Genomic DNA, 21,142 nt, shown 5'->3' with positions numbered 1-21,142 from the left:
ATGATGTCAAGTTTTATCGATTATTAGATTGTCCTTTTCTTTTTTTCTTTTTGTTTCTCAGCTCATACGGCAGATAATTAGCCGTTTGTTCTGATTGCATGAGCATCTCTGCTAATTGCCCCATTATAGTGCTGGATCCTATGTATTTGTTATCCCTAAAATCATCACCAAACAGTGCTACAATTATTTCCGATTTCGGTGTTTCAAATGTGATTTCGTGTAATTTTTCACTAACCAAATTTGTCATTTTTTGTTCGGCTGGATTAACGTACGCGCAACGTTCCTGTATCGTTTTAGCACTGTATTGTTTACCAAGTGTACTTCCATTAAAAACACATTTTGTGGTATGGTCAACGTAGGTAATTCCATAAAGCAATCCTTCTGCGTTTTTTCTAAAAACAGTATTGATTCCATCTTTTTGCAGTACTTGAACTAGTTCTGCGAGTGATATTTGAGTTTTAAAGAATGCCATATCAATGGCATTTTTTACCCTTCTTAAATCTGAGACTTCATTTGTTTTATTAGACTCAAATTTTTCTTCTAAAAATTTCATTGTTGGCTTGTTGTAAAACAGACTGGCTTTTATGGGGACTCCGATAGGTTTACCGTCATCATCAAGTATTCTATACATCAATCCTTTTGCTTTAAACATTTTTGAATCTTCATTGCCCCGGTCTGCTAAAACATTGTATTGTTTAAGCACAGCATTGAGTTCTGGAAAGCTGGCATATTTATAAGATGAAAGTACCTGACCCAGTACATTTGCAATAGCCTTTTTCGATTCGCTTCGCCCGTATTGAATCTTTTTTGAGATGATTGGCTTAAGCGTAAAATCAGTACTGTTTTTATTCCCTTGCGCCTCAACAAGTCCAAAGCGTTCTTCGATTTCTTTTCTTGCCGGTTCAGATCGGTTTTTGCCAATGTTTTGCATGTCAATACGTCTACCATCTCTCTGAACATTTATGGAGACCAGATGGATGTGCGGATGTCCGGAATCGTGATGCTGATACACGAGATAAGGCTGCTGGCCAAATCCGATTTTTTCCATATAAGTATCCGCGATAGCCATTAATTTTTCTTTGGAATGATTTTCTGAAGGATCAAAATTGATCGAAATATGTACAGTGTTTCGCTTTACATTTTCATTTAGTTCCAGCTGTTTTAAAAACCGGTTTAGTTTTACGTCACCCCTCATTTGATCGACATCAATCGGATAATTTCCGGCACCTATACACTCTGCCACATTTTCTTTTACTTTGTTTTCATTGTAATAGAAAACTTTCTGGATAGAGTATCCTGTTTTTATGATCGCAACCATTTTTCAGAGATTTTCCGGATGTAATTTTTGATTTCATCAATTTTGTCAAAAAGGATTTTTTTATCCAGTTCAGCACTTATAATCCATACTTTAAATTCCTGAATTTGATTTAGTGTATGTAGTTTTTTTACTGCCTGATTGAAGTTGTTTCCAAGACCATTTAATTGCTTGAACAACGGCAACATTTCATGGATCATATCATCTAAAGACTGATTCCTGTAAATGGTGTTTATTGGTTTTTCAAATAGATGCTTTCGAATGTAATCACTCAGCTTACGGCAAGTACTGGCTTTCCATTTTTTCTCAATTTTCGCATACTCTTCAGGTGTAAAGCGTAACCCGACAATGCGTGTTCTGTTTGAATTTTCTCTTTTCATCATCTCTCTTTTTCATTATCATCAAACTCCTTTTATCCTTCACCTATTACTGCTCACGAGTCCCGAGTGTAGAGCAGCAAGAAGGCTGTTGTTTAACAACAGGACATCTTGCCGATTGCAGGAACGTGGCAATCCTGCTGGTACTTTAATGTTCTTTAGACATTCTAGTATTTTCTAAGATTTTAAAAATTCAAAATATCCAACTATCACCTCTTTTTGGACAATTTGACGTTTGAACTGTATTGTTCATAGAACTTAATACACTATAAAGACAGTCATTAAATTTTTAATATTTTTTCTAAAATCTATTTCATTTTTATTTTCAGAACTCAAAGAAAGTGCACACTGCATAAAATTCAGAACTATTATAACCTGGTAACTATTATGCCGATTTATCTTCCGAATTTTAGATTGAAAACGTGCTCTTTCAAAGCAATAAACCAATTTTAAAACAACAAAATCCTGACTGTTTTAAGGAAGGTTTTTGATTGCTCATTTTGATCTTTGCTGTTTAATTCAGAGACAAAATTAAGTAAGCGAAATGGATTTTACCTATGATGGACATATTATGTCCATGACACTTTAAGACTGGCTTTATACCTTTGTAATAATAAATTACTAATTAAAAACGTGATGATTATGACAACAAATGATGTGGCCAAGGTGTTTGATACTGTACTTAGTATCCCAGGCATGAATGATGTAGTGAAGATTGATTTGAAAATTTCACGAAAAAATGTATTATTATTGAATCATGTTATTGAACGTGGATTATCTGTTAAGGACAATGACAAACCCTCAATTCTCATGACGAGTATCCCAGACGAAAATCTTCAGGAGTTAAGATTCTTTGGAGATGAATGTTTACAAAAAGCCGGACTGATTGAACTTAGTGAAAAACTAAAAACGTTGAGTGAAACGGGTAAGTAATTTTCTTTGAATTGAATTATTTAATCAAGGCATTGCTAAACAAAATAGTTTAGTAATGTCTTTTTTTATTTTTTTAACTATGATTGATTGTTTTTGAAAAATCTTGGCTTGTTTTCGGTAACAGTTTATTGCAGAGGTCACTGTAATTTTGTCTTATCAAATTCTTATTAGTAAAACTTCAAGTTAAGATATCCTTTCTAGAATTTGAAACAGGAATGATTTTCAAAATCTATGAAGATGAAAAAATTAAATTTACATAGTAAAAAAGCAATTGCGGAGATCATTTGTCTCTTGTATACAATTCTTTTTGTTTATGCAGCAGTAAGTAAATTATTGAATTTTGAGAATTTTGAAGTGCAGCTTGGTCAGTCTCCATTATTAAGTATATATGCCTCGTGGATTTCGTGGCTGGTAATTATTATTGAACTATTAATCGCTGCAGCACTGCTAGTACCCAAATTGCAATCAATAGGTTTGTATGCTGCACTGGGTTTGATGACAATGTTTTCTGCTTATATTTTTATAATTCTAAATTTCAGTTCTTTTATTCCCTGTTCCTGCGGAGGGATTTTAGAGAAAATGAGCTGGAATATGCACTTGATTTTCAATTGTATATTTATTGTACTGGGCCTTTTTGCAATTGTGCTAGAAAAACAAACCAACATTAATGCTACTGCATCTACAACAGGCACCAGAACGGTTAAATTAACAATTGGAATTATTGTTGGAGGTATACTGATTGTGTTTATCTTATTTCTTTCCTCTGAAAATATCATACATCATAACAACCCTTTTATAAGAACATATCCAAATCATCCAGCTGAGTTTTCAAATACAATAGATTTAAAACATCATTCATATTATATTGCCGGTTTTGCAAATAACAGGATCTATCTTGGAAACTATCAATATCCAATGTATGTACTTTCATTGGACCAAAATCTAAAGAACAAAAAATTAGATAAACTGCATTTCGATGCAAAAAAATTCCCCTTCCAATCAATTACGATAAGTGTCAGAGAACCCTATTTTTATTTATCGGACGGCAATGTTCCTGTGCTCCTTAGAGGAGATATGAAAAACTGGACCATCACTAGAGAATTAAACTCAGTTCCTTACTTTACAAGGATAGTCCCAATTGACAGCAGCATGGCGGTATTCAGATCAAACAATTCAAAAAAACTGGCAAATGTTTTGGGGATTTATAATGCTGACGCCGAACAAAAAACAACATATAGCAGAGAACTTCTGCAGAGCCGCAATGATGGTATTTTTGATACTGATGGAACGCTTCTGTACAGTGAAGCGGCAAAGAAAATTGTCTACCTATACTATTACCGCAATGAATTTATAACCGCTGAAAAAAACGGAAAACTTATCACCAGAGGAAATACCATTGATACTATAAGCCATCCAAATTTAAAGGTTTCACTTCTCAGGGATGGAAAACAATATGCAATTTCCACACCATCATTCGTAGTAAATGCAAATGCCGCAGTAGTCGGCAATCTGCTCTTCGTGCACTCCAGGGTAAAGGGCAGGTATGAGAATAAAAAGTTATGGGATAAATCCTTTATTATAGATGTATACAATCTAAAAAACAATACATATCTGCTCAGTTTTCCTCTCTTCCACACTTCGAGCAAAGTCCTTAATTCTTTTGTGATAACCGAAACGCATTTGTACACTATAATAGGAAAAGACCTTGTAGTTTATGAATTAAAAAAAATAATAAAAGACGAAATAAAATAATTCAAAATTTACCGGCGCTGGTGACAGGAAACAGATCGAAACCTGTAGAAAAAGTAGATCAAATTATAATTTTAAATTTAATATTATGAAAAGTTTATTTTTAAAAAAAGGAATGCCTGTGGCTGCCGTATTATTGGCAATGGCAGGAGCTTTTGCAACTACCTCCATGCAGAGTTCGCCAAAAGCAGATACCCTTGCCATCCGACCAGGATACTTTCCTGATTCAAATGGAGACTGTACTGAAGAAGAACCAATAGATTGCTCTAACATTCAAAAGCCGCAGCTATGTCGTCTTAACGTGACATCAGGTCCTGTTGCTTATGAAAAAGATGACCAAAACAATTGTGTTCAACCTTTATATCGTGTTGTAAATGGTCAGTAATTTTCGTTTTCATGGAAGAATGCAGTCCCAAATGGGACTGCATTTTTATATAAATTTCTATTGTACTCCTTTGTTAATCCAAGAATAGGAATGATCATCCTTCAAGAAGTAATTAAACCATTCTATCATGCGTATCGTAATGTCTTTTTGATTTTCTGGTTTTGTAAAAACATGACCTTCATCAGCATATAAAAGCATGATGCTTTTTTTCTTTAGTCGGCGAAGTGCCAAGTAAAATTCCAGGCTCTGATGTATATCAACCTGCTGGTCATTTTTGCCGCTCCACAGCAGTACGGGTGACTGAATATTAGCAGCATTTGGAAGAGGTGAATTGGCAGCATAGATTGACGGCATATCATGTGGAGATCCGCCCATATTCCATTGTTCACCCTCAAAGCGCCACATTTCCGGATTTCCAGATCTGCCGACAGAATAATAAAGGCTTACCAGGTCCGTGATCGCCCCACTGGCGACTGCAGCAGCAAACATAGGGGTCTGTGTAATAGTAAAAGCGGTCTCATATCCTCCGAAAGAATGTCCCATAAGACCGATCTTTGCTGAATTTACAATCCCTTTTTTTATTACTGCCGTGGTTGCAGAAACAACACAGTCAGCAGCTGAAACACCAGGACTCTGATAAATAAGGCTGATATCTGGAAGAAGCACAAAATATCCTTCCAATGTCATTAAAGTAACATTAAATCCTCCTTCGTTTGCAAAGGTTGGATTTTGATAGAGGTGCAGCTCATCGGCTTTACCCTGATAAATATTAACAATCATTGGATATTTTTTTTTGGGATCGTAAGCGGCGGGATATAATACAACAGCTTTTAAATTCTGATCTTTTGAATTTTTAAAATTAATCAGTTCGGATTTTCCCCAATAGTATTTTTCATGCTGGGGATTGCTTTTAAAAAAACTAACCGGCAGCGATGAATTATTACTGTTGACGAGTTGTGGAGGCATGTCAAATTTTTGCTCTCGATAGAAAATTTTATTTCTTTTTCCACTGTATTTAAACTGATCAATATAACTGTCTAAATAGACTATTCTTTTTTCAAATGAAGATTTATCCCATCTAAAGCAGCCCGTCTTGCCGTCGTCTCCCTTAGCTCTCAGAAATATTTTTTTGTTCAGGTCAAAAGTCTCTACAACGGGTCCGTCATATACGAGTTTTCTATAATTGACAGACGGATTAATAATTCTGTATTGTATATGCTGCTCCCTTCCTTTAGTTAATCTTCTAAAATTACTTCCATCAGGGTTAATGGCCCAAATATCGTATTGATCGTATAGGATAATCTCATTGTCTTTTTGTGTCCATCCCGGATTTCCATAGACTGATTCCGGAACAAGTTCCTGCTTTTTTCCCTTGAATTTAATGCCTGTCGAGGCAGTAATATTTGTATGGGCATCAGTGGCCGGATTATAAACCCACCAGTTATTTTCTTTAAAGTACGCCAGGTATTTTCCTGTGGGCGAAGGGTTCAATGCCTCTAAATCATAGGGATGTTTTTCCAGAATTAATTTTTTCTCGAAAGTTTTCAAGTTTAAGATGTAATAATCTCTCGGACCTTCTATTTCAAATTGGGGTTCATACTCTTTGGGATTTGATAATACAGCATACTTCATATCGGCGGTAAGCATAACACTTGATAACTCATTTGAGGTAATAATATTTACTTTGCCTTCTGTAGGCTGCCATAAACCTAATTTTGATTTCTTTTCAATACTGCCCTGAAATTTTTCAACAGGATATATCCACTTATCATTTGCATTCCATATCTCAACATTTGATTCCTTTTGTATTACAGCAGATGAGGTAACAACAGCAAAAAAAACTTTCTGCAGGTCTTCAGATATTAGAATTTTTCGAAAATTATCATTTACTATGGACCAATTTTCCGGGAAATTTATATCAGATGCGCTAAGATGATATAATTCATGATTCAATAGGTTGTACAGAAACAAAATATTTTCTTTGGAATCATCATACTGCTTTATAAAGGCCAGCGCATTCCCTTCTTTCTGCCATGTCAAACCTATGAATTTTTCCCTGCTGTCCTGCTGAAACCATTTTATCTGTTCCGGTTTTTTAATACTAATTAAAGCAATAGCATTCCTGTTATCCAATAAGATTGTATAGACCAAATTTTTACCATCAGGACTCATCAGATAACTAGTTACATCATTGATCTTTTTGATGCTTCCGCTTTGCATCGATCTGATTTCAAGGGTTTTTTTATTATTCTTATTGGTTCGCAAACAAATTAAATATCCTGTTTCACTTAATGAATACTGCATCACATTGGGCACTGTTTCTTTTTTTGAAGTTTTCAAATTAAGAATATGCAGGTTATCTCCTGAACGGCAAACGAATATATCATTAGGCGCAAAACTGCCGTTTTCGCCGTCCGGAAAAGCATATGTAGTATTTTTTTCGACATTCTGAACAAATAAAGTATTGTTTCCGCTAGTATACTCCATATTGTATACTGCCCATTTCTCATCATGGCTTACTTTGTCTAAACGCACCTCTCCCCAAAGATGATACTCATCAGGGGACAATTTTTTTTTTGCACCACCTGCCCCCATAAGGGACAGGCTACTAATGGCAAAATAAATAATAAAACTAAATATAGTGGGCATTGCATTTCACAGAACCTCATGGTTCTCAGATGCTTCTTTATTATATTGAAAAACATAATTATAAATTTAATATCCCGGATTTTGAGATCCAAGAAAAGGATTTGCACTAAACTCACTTTGAGGAATAGGTAATAAATTATCAGTTGTATTCCAGCCAGGTTTAATTCCACTGAGTACAATGTCTAATTTAGCCGTCCTTTTAAGGTCAAAAAAACGATGCCCGTACTCAGTAAAAAGTTCCCATTTTCTCTCAATAATTATGGCGTCCAAAATTTCCTGCTGCGTTGTGGCTGAAGTGTCTGATAGGCCTGCACGATACCTTACTTTATTTAAATCTTCCTTGGCACCGATGAGATCTCCCTGATAGGCCCTGGCCTCTGCTCTGATCAGATACTGCTCAGCTAATCGAAACATTATTGCATATTCTTTTGAAACTGCTGTTGAGTTGTTTTCTTTGTATTTATATGCGTGGTAAAATGTCGAAGTATTTTTTGTAACTGATTTTATCCATAAGGACCTGCGCAAATCACTAGCCCCAAATGAATCGACCAGAAAACTACTGAGCGAAACACGAGGGGGAGGAATCGAAATAAAAGTAAAAGTGGCAGCTTCTGCTGTATTTCTGCCTGCAGCCCCGGTCTGCAGCTGCCATATCGTTTCATTTGAATTCAATAAAAATGCACGGTCGGGACTTTCCAGATGATAAAGTTCTTCTCTGTTAAGCACAGCAGAGGAGGCATTTGCCGCTTCCGGATAAGCTTTTGAATACAAATAAACTCTGGCAAGAAGAGCTTTTGCAGTTAAAACATTAGGACGCACTCTTTCCTGACCCTGATACTGAACAGGCAGTAAAAGAATAGCATTTTCAAGATCTGTTGTAAGCTTTCCATATATCTCCGCAACAGGTTTTCTGCTAACAGTGCTGTTTTCTTTATAATCAGTGCTAGTAATATAGGGTATATCTCCAAAAAGGTTTGTAAGATAGAAATGAACCAGTGCCCTGATAAATAATGCTTCTCCCTGAAGCTGATTCTTTTGCTCAAGGGTAAGATTGCTACTTGCATCTGAGCCTTCGATTATCCCATTTGCAGCATAAATTTGATTATAAGCGGCGTTCCAGTACCCACTGATAACAGTGTTGGCAGGCAAAAGTGTATTTTTATAAAAACTTAAACTGGAATTGGTTGGACTTTCACTGCTTTTAATTTCATCTGCATAGTTGCCAAGCTGATTTGAAATCCCTACAGCTGTTCCAGTGAAAATTCCCGCATCCCTAATATTGGAGTAAATATTTAAAAGTGCTGAACTGGCAGTATTATAGTCTTCAAAAACAGTTGGTGTGGTCAGCTGGGATTTTGGCAGATCAACTTCTACAAACGAATCACAGGAGAACATCGAAATTATAATAATATGGCACAAGGCATTGATCGATGTGTTAAAAAGTGTTTTCATATTAATTGATTTAAAATATTAATTGTATTCCTGCTGTTATAACTTTTAGTGGCGGCAGAAAACCGTAACTTAAAAATTCCGGATCCCCATCCTTATATTTAGTGAATGTCAAAAGGTTCTGGCCCTGCAGCATAATTTTACACTGAGTTTCTTTTAACGAAAGAGGCAGGTTGTAGGAAAGAGATATATTTTTCAACCGAACGAATGAAGCATCGGTAACAGATCCCGTGCTTTCATCAAGTAAATAACTGGCTGTCATAGCATCATCGTTATACCCGGTAGTGTAGATCTGATATGGCGCAATATCGTTCTGTTCCCTCCAGCTGCTGGCTATTCTTTGCTGCTGATTGGACATCATTCCGGCAGGTCCCATTGGATAGGTTCTGTTTTTCTGTTTTACCAACTGAAATAAAAAATCTAAAGTGATTCCTTTATAAGTCAGCTGATTTTGAATTCCTCCGAAATATTTCGGATTCAAATCGGCCATTGCCTGTCTATCTTCGGGAAATGTAATACTTCCATCGCCATTTAAATCATGGAATTCATATAAGCCTGTCTGCGGATTAACACCTTTGAGGTCGTAGACCAGTGCAATATTTAAAGGTTTTCCAATGCGGTACTGCTGGCTGTAGGCTGAGCTTTCCAGACCTGGAAAACGAACCAATTTATTTTTGGCAAACGTTAAGTTTAGATTTGTTATCCAGGTAAAATTTCCTTTTACAAAATTACTGGTACGAAGTGTAAATTCCAGTCCGCTGTTTTCTACAACAGCGTCAAGATTAGACTGTATGCTTGTAAAACCTGTTGTGCCCGGCAAGGATAGGCCCACCAGCTGATTGGACGATCGATTTTGATACCAAGCTCCTGTTACAAATATGCGATCCTGAAAAAAACCAAGCTCGAGCGCTGCTTCAAATTTTTTATTTGTTTCCCATCCAAAATCTGCATTATACAATCTTGAGGGAGAAAGTCCGGTGTTGCCACCATAAAGCACTGATGAGGTTGTATAGGTATCGAGAAATTGATAATCACCGATTTGATCATTTCCTGTTGTTCCATAACTGGAACGGATTTTACCAAAACTTAGCCACGAGCTGTCTTTTAGTAAATTTTCATTTGAAAAAATCCAAGCCAGACCTGCTGCCCCGAAATAAGCAAATTGATTTCCAGGACCAAAACGACTAGATCCATCTCGTCTTGCTGTCAGATTGATGATATACCGCTCTTTCAAGTTGTAATTTATCCTTCCGAAAAAAGCCTGATATTTATACTGAGTCTGGTCATTATTGAGCACACGTACATTCTTTGCGGCGGCAAGGTTATAAATTAGATTGTTGGAAGCGAAACCTGTTCCCGACTGAACAAGCGATTGGGACTCCTGGCTTTGAAATGTGGCTCCCAAGAGAATGTCGAGATTAGATTTACCAAGATCTTTTTTCCAGTTGATCTGTGGTTCTATAATCCATGACGAGCGATCTGTATTATTTAAAAAGATAGCAGAACCTGCACTGCTTACATTATTTGCTGGATTATAAATTGTGGATGGCACGATTCGGGTTTCATCATTATGCAAGATTGTATATCCAAGGTTACTTTTTACCGATAATCCTTTTGCCAGTTCGTATGTAAGAGTTGTATTTGCTGTTAAATCATTGGTTGCAGATTCAAATTCCGTATTAAGATTCCTAAGCGGATTATCCCAAGTTCCGTTTTCCCAATTTAGTTCACCATCTGAATTATATAAAGCTGGCGCATTAGGAGGCAGTGCCCGCGCATCATAGGTAAAATCAAATGACGGCTGGTTATTATCCTGTCTATTAAATCCTGCCGAGAATGTCAGCTTAAATTTATTATCCTCTGACTGGTGGTTTAAATTTATCTGGCTGCCCCCTTTTCGGTATAAAAAATCACCCGCAAACACAGTAGATTCTGTATGGTAAGAACCACTGACCAGAAACTGTGTATTCTCTGAACCTCCTGACACAGATGCATGCAGGTCCGTTATTTGAGCTGTTCCTCCAAGTAGTTCTTTCTGCCAGTCTGTATAGCGGTTTTGATCCCACGTACCGTTTATATCATAATCAGAAATCCCGTACTCGCTAATCCCGTCATTTATAAAGGCCTGTCTGCGCATATCCAAGTACTCTTGTGTATTCATCAGTTTTATAAACTTAGTTACAGTCCCAGTCCCAGTCGATGCCGTCACGGCAAACTTTGTTTTTCCGGCTTTACCTTTCTTGGTTGTAATCAAAACGACACCGTTGGCACCTCTAGATCCGTAGATAGAGGTAGCATCCGCATCTTTTAGAATTTCTATGCTTTCGATCGCGTCAGGATTTATACTGTTTAAAGGACTGGTAAGTGTGGGGAAAGTTGTTCCAGTATAAAAGGACCCAACCGGTTCCGAGGAATACGGTACACCATCAATAATATACAGAGGTGCATTGGCATCCGTTCTGATGCTGTTCTGTCCCCTTATCTTTATATCAAAGCCTCCCCCGGGAACTCCAGTTGCCTGGGTTATACTTACTCCAGCCATACGGCCCTGCATCGTTGCAAGGATATTTGTTACGGGCTGTGTTTCGATATCTTTGGATGTAATGCGGGCAATACTTCCGGTGCGTTCGCTTTCTTTTACCGAATAATATCCGGCATTTACGCGGACTTCCTGCAAGGTTGTCGTATCATATTGCAGGGCAATATCAATTTTGGTGCGCCCTGCAATAGGAATAATGGCCGTTTTAAAACCTATAAAAGTGATCACCAAAGTATCCTGAGCCGTGGCATTAATAGTGTACTGCCCATTGTAATCCGTGATGGCAGTGGTTTTTAGTTTGCCTTTTACAGCAATTGTAACTCCGGGCAAGGGAGCGCTTCCATCTGTGACAGATCCCTGAACCTGAGCCTGTTGTAAAATAGTTTTGAACTGCCGGTTGGAGTTTCCGGCTAAAGCAGATGAAAAAGATAGCACCATGCCCAGAAAAATTAGACAATAAAGTTCTTTTCCATCCCTGTAATATGAAAAATTATTCATAATATTGGATTGGTTAGTTAAACGAAGATTTGATTAGCTATGGTTCTCTATACTAGTTTGGTCACTGTGGTAGAGGGCCATTTTTTACGTATTAAGTAGACGGCTTAATAAACATAAATGATGATTGTTTTAATACACAGGCAATGATAGTTTTAAAAAGTTCGATTTTCTTGTTGCGAAACTTTTAAAAATTAAGAAGAGTGATTTGCTATGAATAATAAGAGAGTTATAACCATAAAAAAGGCGCGGAACTCAACTTAAACGCTTTCAAGGTACTGGTATACCCTACGCACGAATAAGTGAGCCCACGCCATAAGACGTGAGCATCTTACTTATCATCTCGAGCGTTTAAAAATTACCAGTTTTTGAAAACGAGATTCAAAGCGAATGCTTCAAATATTTTTATATGAAGAGTCGCAAATATAATTTATTATGAACAAATATAACAAAATATTTCATAATTCGGATTTAAATCCGAATTATTTTATCCTCTTGGGATTTACTTTGTTAAGATGAAGAGTACAAACCGTATTATTGTTGACTATATAAAGGATGAATGGGTTAGTAAAGCTAAATCCCAGAGTTCTTTTGCTGTAGAACATAATATTGATGAAAAAACGGTCAGAAGTATAAAAAATGATCCAAATTACAATATAAGTTTTGAAACCATAAATAAGATCTGTGAGGCAAAAAATTTGAAACTATCAGAATTTTTTAAATTAACGGGATTATAAAATATGAAGATGCTCTAAGCATCTTTTTTTATGCTCAATTGAATTTAAAAACAGGTATTTATACGGTAAACTCTTCATTAATAAAAGAATTATTTTGCAACTTAAATACTATTGTGGAAAACCGTAAAATAGAGTAAAAGCGGTTTTGTATGTTTGGTAAATTAAAATAAGTGACACAAATCCAAACGTAACTAGATTTATTGAAGTCATTTTATGGCAGATATAAGTAAGTTGTGTGTAATAATCAAGTAACTACAGCAATAATATATGGCAATATTTGGAATTGGATCTGTTTGGGATGAGGAAATGAAAGACCATTTCTTCGAAAACAAAAATTTTATTGTTGGATGGAATTATTTATCAGCTAAAGATATATATGAGGCGGTTTCCTCGCTTAAAGTTGGAGACATAATTTATTTAAAAGCGAACCGCCCAGGATCTAGAAATATTAGAGTCAAGGCTATTGGAGTTGTTGAGCAAAGTTTTATTCAATACTTCATCGAAAACAATTTAGATCCTTCTTATATTTCAGATTGGAATAATTTTTCTATTCCAATCAGATGGATTGTAACTGAACAATTCATAATTAAAATACCTTCCGAAGAAGGACGTTTGACAAATATTAGAGCAGCAACTTTCTATGAAGAATATTTACCATTTGTACAACGCAAAATTTTAAATCGATTATTTTCAAAATATTTTAACGAAAAATCAGAAATTATGGACTTTGGATTAGGACAATTTATTACAGGAGTGTTATCCGTAGGATTTCAAACTTTGAATCTGTGGCGAGAAACAAGAAATGTTATACAAGTACAAGATCAACTTCAACAATTTAATCAAGTAACGAATAGTACAGGAATAGTTGATGAAGGGTTACTACTTGAAAGTTTAATTCCGACTCCAATTTTGGGAACATTAAGATCAAGGGTTGAAGTTTGCTGGAATGATTTTAATGATTCTGTGTCGAACCTAAATATTACACCAAATCAACTTGATAGATATTCTGATGGCCTCAAAGAATGTATATGCCGAGAACTTAAGGTAATTAAAAATTTAAACGGGAATTTACCAACACGTCAAATGCAACAATGGTGGGATGTTTACCAATGTAGAGAATAATTACTAGGCCCGGTTTTGCAATATTTCGGATTTTGAATCAAGTTCAAGTTTTGCAAGAATTTTTCTTTGTGAAAAATTTAGCGTTTAAGAAGTTCCCAATCTCGCCAAACGATACTACGTGTAGTAACACCAATAACATAAACATTCAAACTTAAAATGAACGAATTAGAATCATTAAAAAACATATTCAAGGATAGAATTTTTAAAATTCCAGATTATCAACGGGGTTATGCTTGGGCAGAAAGACAACTGAAAGATTTTTGGGAAGACGTGGTAAATCTTCCTAGCGATAGATTTCATTATACTGGGCTTTTATCATTAAAAAAAGTTGAACGAAATGTTTGGAACAACTGGAATGACGAAAGGTGGCTGTTAGAAGACAGAGGTTACAAACCGTTTCACGTTGTTGATGGTCAACAAAGGCTAACAACTTTTGTGATTTTCATACAAGCAATTTCTGAACTATTAAAAGCTATTCCCGAAAACAAAGACAAAAAAGAAGATGATATTTATCTAGGTTCTTTTAGCCTCAAAGCTATAAAAGAAGAATATTTGGTTATTCAAAAACCACCCCAATTCATAATTAGCACTTATAAATTCAGTTATGAAGTAGATAATCCAAGTTTCAAATTTTTAAAATACAGAATCTTTAACGAACCAAATAGTGGAACTATTCAAGAGACATTTTATACTTTGAATCTTGAAAATGCTAAAAGATTTTTTGTTGAAAACTTAGAAAATTACTATGAAAAATATGGAATATTAGAAATTGAAATTTTATTTAAAAAACTCACACAAAATCTAATGTTCAATGTTTATGAAATTAGTGATGATTTTGACGTATTCGTTGCCTTTGAAACAATGAATAATAGAGGTAAAAAATTATCAAACCTTGAACTATTAAAAAATAGACTTATCTATCTTTCAACACTATATGAGGAGACCGAATTAAAAGCTGACGAACGTTTTTCACTTCGTGAAAAAATTAATGATTCTTGGAAAGAAATTTATTATCAACTTGGTAGAAACAAAAAAAATCCACTAAACGATGATGATTTTCTTGTTGCTCATTGGATTATGTATTTTCAATACTCTAGAGAAAAAGGAGATGATTACATCCGTTTTCTTTTGGAACAAAAATTTACACCTCAAAATATTTATGCTAAGACAGAAGTTAAAGTAACTTCATTACAAGAAATCGAAGAAATAAGAGAAGATGAAGAAAATGACCAAGAAGAAATTGAAGAAAATGAAAGTGAAGAAATAGTTGTTTTTCGATCTAAACTTTCCCCAAAAGAAATTGAAGATTATGTTAATAGCTTAAAATCTGCTGCCGTCCATTGGTACAATACTCATAATCCCGTAAATAATCCTGACTTAACAAATACAGAAAGTTTATGGATAGACAGATTAAATCGAATAGGTATAATTTATTTCAGACCACTTGTTACTGTTTCCTTCCTTTCCAATGAAATTGATTCAACCCAACGAGTTAAACTTTTCAAAGCAATTGAAAGATTTATTTTTATTACGTTTAGATTAAGTCGTGCTTTTTCAACTTATAGAAACAGTGAATTTTATAAAGCAGCACGACAATTTAGAAATAACGAATTAACAATTGAAGAAATAACCAAACGTCTTGAAGAAAGAATGAGTTATTGTTTTTACACACCAGAAAATTCAACAGAAAGCTTCTTTGATTATACTTATTTCCAAAAATTTATAGACAAGAAGTTTAAAATTGGTGGCGGTTTTTATTATTGGAGCGATTTAAGATATTTCTTGTATGAGTATGAAATGGAAAAAGTAAGACATAGAGGAAGCCAAAAAATAGACTGGAAATTATTTGTTAAAGGAGAAAAAGATAAAGTTTCAATTGAACATATTTACCCACAAACACCTGAAAATAAAGATTGGAAACTATCTTTTAAAGTTTATAAAGAAGCTGAATTGAACTTTTTGCAAGGGACATTAGGGAATTTACTTCCTTTATCGCAAAGTATAAACTCAAGTTTACAAAACGACAGTTTTTTTGACAAGAAAAAACCAAGATACAACGAGCGAGGCGAAAAAATTAGACAAGGGTATTCTGACGGGTCACATTCAGAAATTGAAGTTTCATCTTATGATGAATGGAATTCCGACAGTATTTTAAAACGTGGATTGAGTTTGATAGAGTTTATGGAAAGAAGATGGAATATTAAATTTGAAAACGAACACTCAAAAAAAGAGTTATTATTTTTAGATTTTATGCTACAAGACTCAGACAAAACTTAAGCCGAAAAATGCATCAATATAAAGAGTAAGGTGCATAACCGCTGTCTGGCAATAATTATCGCGAGGAACAACGAAATAATCTTTAACTAAAGAATGTTAAACAAATGAAAAAATTATATTTAAATCTAATAATTATTTATTATGCAAATTGACGAGATAAGAGAACAAATAGCGGAATTAATTTCAAATGATATGGACAATTGGAATGATGTACTAAATGATACAAGTCCTGGTAATTATGGTTGTGACCATTGGGAAGCAGAAGTAGATTATAATGATATTTTTGTTAACATACCTCAAAAAACTTTTACTGTAAAAAATGGAAGTTTCTCTGCTGATTTAATTATGGGGTCAAGTAAGGGAGATTCAAGTTTTAATGAATCTTATAGTAAACCGTTTTCCGCAACAGGAGAATTTGATTTTGAAAACTCAACAAAAATAATAATTACAGATATAAAAATTGACATCGATTCTGATATTTACGGTGAAGATTAATAAACGAAATTAACTTTCATTCTACTATTTTAAAAAGCGTCGAAAACTTAAATAGCTAAAAACCAAAAGAAAGCAATTGTAAAGTTTGAAAATAGAAAAAAGATTTTTAATGATAATTCAACTAAATTACACACAAAGTTACGCTATATAACCCACGTTTGTGGCTATTATGGAATTTAGTGAAATTATCGTTTCGCATCAACTTTCTGCAAAGCCGAAAATTGAAAGGTTACGAACTTCCATAACAGCAATAAGCACGAGAACGTTATGCACAAATATAGAAAAGCAAAATGACAACACTTTTAACAGCAGGTATTGATGACTTAGGGACAGAAAGACAACTATTGGAAGGTTGGTCTTATTTTGTAATTGAAAAAGAACTGCTTGATGAATTTTCTCAAAAGGCAAATGATTTACTTAACGGAATAGCATTAGATTCATTCCACGGTAAAAACTACAAAAGAAGATTTAAAGATAAATATTTGCAATTTCTAAAACTCTGTAGAGAATATGCCGAGAAAAGTAAAATATCACTAATTGGTGTTGTTTTGCAGAATGAAAAATGGAAAAGTCAGTACATTCCATTTACCGAAAGAATAATCAAAAACACCTATGGGAAAAATGATATAGATGACCCTAATTTGGTTTCGTCTGCTCAAATGCTTACAAGTCCATTATTTACGTTACAACACTTGACTAAATCACTCTCGTCAGATTATGGAATTCAAATAATCGTTGATAGTCATAACGTGACTCAAGGATTTGGAGCACAAACTATTCAAGTTTCCAATTCGATAGGTTCAACTACAATGACTTCCAATCAACTTCTTAATGTAATTTATAATGGCTATAGAAAACTTCAATATCGTAATTCACCAACATTGATAGATAATGGTGTTTCAGTAATATCAGATGGAGATTCCTTTCTGATACAAGCTGCTGACATAATGGGTAATTTTTCTTTATCGTATGTAAAGAGAAAACTTGGAGTAGAGTCTAACACTATTCTCGAAAAAGCAGAAATATTTTCAGAAGTTTTCGGAGACATATTCGATATTAAGGATTTTAAAACTGATTTCGAAATTTCTGAAACGGGAGAACTTAATCTGAAGTTTGACGGGCAGCAAACCCTACTATTTGGTCGATATGGAGAATAAAATATCTGCGCATAACAGCTACAGCGGATTTGGCCAATAGGTTTCATGGAATGTTGCTTTTGTCTTTAAAAAGATTTGGATACTTTATGTCGAAATCCTTACTTAGCTAATCTTTACATTTATCATTTAAACTTGAATTTTTCTATATTTCCAAAAGAGTTTTTTTATGCTCGTAGTGAAAATCCCTACACAAATATTTACTTAGACAATATAGATAATCATAAGAATGTTCTGAAAATTAGCTTATATTGTCTTTTCAATCCAAAAGGCAAACTATCCCTAAAAACCACAAAATAATGATTAACCATTTAAAATTTGATGAATTTCTAAGATCGGTTTCTATTAGTAAGGACAACACATATTCTATGCTTATAGGTGCTGGTTGCTCAATTACTTCGGATATCCAATCAGCATACGATTGTATTTGGGAATGGAAAAAAATTATCTATAAAAGTAATAATCCAAATACTCAAGACTGGATTGAAAACTACAAAAGCCATAAAACACAAGATGTAATTCAAAAATGGCTGGATAATCAGGGTAATAATCCTGAAAAGGATAATATAGAGGAATATTCATTCTATGCTAAGAAGTGCTTTCCAATTGATGAAAATAGGCGTCAGTACTTTCAAAAAATATGTGCTAATAAAAAACCTTCCGTTGGATATAGAGCTATTCCATTATTGGTAAGACAAGGTATGTTGGATTCTATTTGGACTACCAATTTTGATGACTTAGTAAATGTTGCTTGCATTGGGGGCGGTGTACAAGGAATTGATATTTCTTTACACACAGTAAATAGAATCAATCAAAGAAATCAATCAAAAAATGAATTACCTATTATAAAACTTCATGGGGATTTTAAATATGGAGATCTAAAAAACACATCCGAAGAATTGCAAAATCAAGATGAAACTTTAAGAAGTAAATTACTCGATTATTTATCTGATAAAAATCTAATTGTTATTGGATATAGCGGTCGAGATAATTCGTTAATGGAATCTTTAAAAGAAACCTACTCAAAACCTGGTGCCGGAATTTTATTTTGGTGTGGCTACGGTAATAGTCCATCTAATGAAGTTAAGGAGCTTTTGAAATTTATAAAAGATAAAGGCAGAAGTGCTTTCTATGTTTCTACAGAGGGATTTGATAATACAATGTTAAATCTTACTAAGCATGTTATTGAAGATGATGATAATTTGAAAGAAGAATTTAGAGAGTTAAAAAAGAGTATTATTAATAAAAATACAACTACTCCTTTTACACTTAACCCTGAAAGAATAAACAAAGTATTAAAAAGCAACCTATTTCCCATTACATTTCCAAAAGAAATATTTGTTTTCAATGCTACTTTTGATAAAAACCCATGGGAATTAGTAAAAGAAAAAACGTTAAGTGATTATGAAATCTCAGCTATTCCTTTTGAAAAAGATATTTGGGCTTTTGGCACTGCTAATAACGTATATGAAAAGTTTGCAGATATAATTAAAGGAGAAATACAGAGAAAACCTCTTACAGATATTAGATTATATAATCACAATATAAAATTCTTACTGCTTTCATCCTTATGTAAACTTCTTTCAAAAACATACAATTTAAAAACTGATTTCAGAAGCAAAATCTGGGATGAATCAAGTTATAAAACAGTTCATAACCAAAAGGTATATAATGCAATAAAAATTGATCTTGTAAAAATTCAAGAACAATCTTACTTATCTCTAAATCCTGATTTTCAATTGGCAGACGATAATGTTCCCAATGATATTAATCAGCAAGTTGGCTTGGAATTCTTTCACAAAATTTACAATGACAAGTTTAACGATTATATTAATATTTGGAGAAAAAAATTATTAGAGACTACATCTTACGAACTTCCTCTGAATTCTGGTACTGGATTTGTATTCAAAATTTCTAAAAACCCTATTTTTACTAACATTGATGACTTGAATAATAACTATACTAATGAACATAATATCCCTATAAATATGATAAAATTGAAGGGTGTTCAATTTAAGGAAACTAACTTGTTATTTTCTAGTCAAAATGGCGATAAAGTTGTTAAAGAGACTCATCCTATGAGAGGACTTGTCAATAATAGTCCTTTTGATAGAGGATTAAGTAGTTTAAAAAACACAACTATCAATCTGGGTATTGTTTGTCCACAGCAAGACTCAGAGAATTTTTATAAATTTTTAAATAAACAGAATCAAGAAATTAAAAATGTAAATATTAAAGATCAATATGTTATTGATTACAAAGGATTTCATAATACTTATGGACTTAGCCTTAATATACCAACCACATCATCCTCTAACTGGGAGATGACGAATGAACCAGTTAGCAGAGATTCTAAAGAAATCATTCATGAAATAAAAAACAATATCTGTGACAAAATCAACAAGTTATGTTCTATTGGAGGTCAAAAAACAATAGTGATCTTTATTCCAAAAAGATGGGACAATTTTGTTCATTACAATGATGCAGTTGAATCATTTGACTTACATGACTACATTAAAGCTTTTTGTACAGAAAAAAAAGTAACCTCTCAACTTATCAGGGAAAAAACAATACTTGACAATAACTTAGAGTGTCAAATAAATTGGTGGCTTTCTTTATCATATTTTGTTAAGTCATTTAGAACTCCTTGGGTAATTGATAATACTGATAACAAAACTGCTTTTGCTGGTATAGGTTATAGTGTAGAGAGTAAAAAAGAAGATAAAGGACATATTATATTAGGCTGTAGCCACATTTATAGTTCAAATGGGGAAGGATTAAAGTATAAATTATCAAAAGTTAATGACAAAATAGAATGGATTAAAAAGAAACCACATTTAAGTTATGATGATGCTTACGAGTTTGGGAAAAATGTAATTAATTTATTTTATGAATCAATGAATGAAGTACCTAAAAGGGTTGTCATTCATAAAAGAACTTTTTATACAGAAGACGAAAAACAAGGAATTTTAGATAGCCTTCACGACAATAAGAAAATTGAAAATATAGATTTAATTGAAATCAATTTTGAAGATAATGTAAGGTATGTATCAAGTAAAATATTCAATCGTGAAACAAAAATTGATGGATATTCTGTTTCAAGAGGAACTTGTATTCTTTTAAATGAAAAAGAAGCATTACTTTATGCCCATGGAGTAATTCCATCTGTAAAAAATCCTAGTTACAACTTTTATCCAGGCGGAAGATACATTCCAAAACCATTAAGAATAATAAAACACTATGGAGCAGGCAGTTTAGAACAAATCGCTAATGAAATACTTGGGCTTACCAAAATGAATTGGAACTCTTTAAATATGTATTCACAGATGCCTGCAACTATTGATTCTTCCAATAAAATAGCTAAAATTGGTAAACTAATAGAAAACAGAGATAAAGTTGAATATGACTACAGATATTTCATTTAAAAATATTAGCTAGATAATCCAAATAGAATAATTCCCATAAT

At 33.7% G+C, this 21,142-nt stretch carries 14 protein-coding genes; 9 read left to right on the top strand and 5 right to left on the bottom strand.

The features are described from left to right. Window positions 1–13: 13 nt before the first annotated feature. The gene (locus tag ACZ0AH_RS17300) at window positions 14–1,318 is read right to left on the bottom strand and encodes a relaxase/mobilization nuclease domain-containing protein (protein ID WP_463477033.1); all 1,305 of its coding nucleotides are present in this window, start codon (window positions 1,316–1,318) and stop codon (window positions 14–16) included. Continuing rightward, window positions 1,303–1,698 (bottom strand): plasmid mobilization protein, encoded by a 396-nt coding sequence (locus tag ACZ0AH_RS17295; RefSeq protein WP_463477032.1) that lies wholly within the window; start codon window positions 1,696–1,698, stop codon window positions 1,303–1,305. Before ACZ0AH_RS17295 ends, ACZ0AH_RS17300 begins: the two co-directional genes overlap by 16 nt. 636 nt (window positions 1,699–2,334) lie before the next feature. On the opposite strand from ACZ0AH_RS17295, the gene ACZ0AH_RS17290 reads away from it, so the two are divergent. The 3 genes from ACZ0AH_RS17290 to ACZ0AH_RS17280 all read left to right on the top strand — a co-directional run bounded on the left by ACZ0AH_RS17290 (window position 2,335) and on the right by ACZ0AH_RS17280 (window position 4,759). Beyond that, window positions 2,335–2,625, top strand: coding sequence for a hypothetical protein (locus ACZ0AH_RS17290; RefSeq protein WP_463477031.1), 291 nt, complete (start codon window positions 2,335–2,337; stop codon window positions 2,623–2,625). 237 nt (window positions 2,626–2,862) lie between these two features. Next, complete coding sequence (locus ACZ0AH_RS17285) at window positions 2,863–4,377, top strand: MauE/DoxX family redox-associated membrane protein (RefSeq protein ID WP_463477030.1); 1,515 nt, start codon at window positions 2,863–2,865, stop codon at window positions 4,375–4,377. An 85-nt stretch (window positions 4,378–4,462) separates the two neighbouring features. Beyond that, window positions 4,463–4,759, top strand: a complete 297-nt coding sequence (locus tag ACZ0AH_RS17280; protein ID WP_463477029.1) for a DUF6520 family protein — start codon at window positions 4,463–4,465, stop codon at window positions 4,757–4,759. 57 nt (window positions 4,760–4,816) lie between these two features. Here the strand turns inward: ACZ0AH_RS17280 and ACZ0AH_RS17275 are convergent, their stop codons facing one another. From ACZ0AH_RS17275 to ACZ0AH_RS17265, 3 genes are all read right to left on the bottom strand, one after another. Beyond that, complete coding sequence (locus ACZ0AH_RS17275) at window positions 4,817–7,408, bottom strand: alpha/beta hydrolase family protein (RefSeq protein ID WP_463477028.1); 2,592 nt, start codon at window positions 7,406–7,408, stop codon at window positions 4,817–4,819. A 66-nt stretch (window positions 7,409–7,474) separates the two neighbouring features. Further along, entirely contained in the window at window positions 7,475–8,860 is a 1,386-nt protein-coding gene (locus ACZ0AH_RS17270; RefSeq protein WP_463477027.1) for a RagB/SusD family nutrient uptake outer membrane protein, read from the bottom strand. A gap of 10 nt (window positions 8,861–8,870) precedes the next feature. Next, complete coding sequence (locus ACZ0AH_RS17265) at window positions 8,871–11,894, bottom strand: SusC/RagA family TonB-linked outer membrane protein (RefSeq protein WP_463477026.1); 3,024 nt, start codon at window positions 11,892–11,894, stop codon at window positions 8,871–8,873. Between the two features lie 512 nt (window positions 11,895–12,406). Between ACZ0AH_RS17265 and ACZ0AH_RS17260 the strand changes: the two genes are divergently transcribed. From ACZ0AH_RS17260 to ACZ0AH_RS17235, 6 genes are all read left to right on the top strand, one after another. Then, window positions 12,407–12,628, top strand: coding sequence for a helix-turn-helix domain-containing protein (locus tag ACZ0AH_RS17260; RefSeq protein WP_463477025.1), 222 nt, complete (start codon window positions 12,407–12,409; stop codon window positions 12,626–12,628). 267 nt (window positions 12,629–12,895) lie between these two features. Next, window positions 12,896–13,750, top strand: a complete 855-nt coding sequence (locus ACZ0AH_RS17255) for a hypothetical protein (RefSeq protein ID WP_463477024.1) — start codon at window positions 12,896–12,898, stop codon at window positions 13,748–13,750. Between the two features lie 156 nt (window positions 13,751–13,906). Further along, window positions 13,907–16,027 carry a DUF262 domain-containing protein gene (locus ACZ0AH_RS17250; protein ID WP_463477023.1) on the top strand — a complete coding sequence of 707 codons (2,121 nt, stop codon included), beginning with the start codon at window positions 13,907–13,909 and terminating at the stop codon, window positions 16,025–16,027. Window positions 16,028–16,168: 141 nt separating this feature from the next. Then, entirely contained in the window at window positions 16,169–16,522 is a 354-nt protein-coding gene (locus ACZ0AH_RS17245; protein ID WP_463477022.1) for a hypothetical protein, read from the top strand. A 290-nt stretch (window positions 16,523–16,812) separates the two neighbouring features. Beyond that, entirely contained in the window at window positions 16,813–17,679 is an 867-nt protein-coding gene (locus ACZ0AH_RS17240; protein ID WP_463477021.1) for a hypothetical protein, read from the top strand. Between the two features lie 296 nt (window positions 17,680–17,975). Beyond that, window positions 17,976–21,101, top strand: a complete 3,126-nt coding sequence (locus tag ACZ0AH_RS17235; RefSeq protein WP_463477020.1) for an SIR2 family protein — start codon at window positions 17,976–17,978, stop codon at window positions 21,099–21,101. Window positions 21,102–21,142: the final 41 nt, after the last annotated feature.

It is taken from the genome of Flavobacterium sp. AC105 (assembly GCF_979258495.1).
The sequence above is the reverse complement of the archived record's forward strand: the minus strand, read 5'-3'. Positions and strand labels throughout refer to the sequence as shown.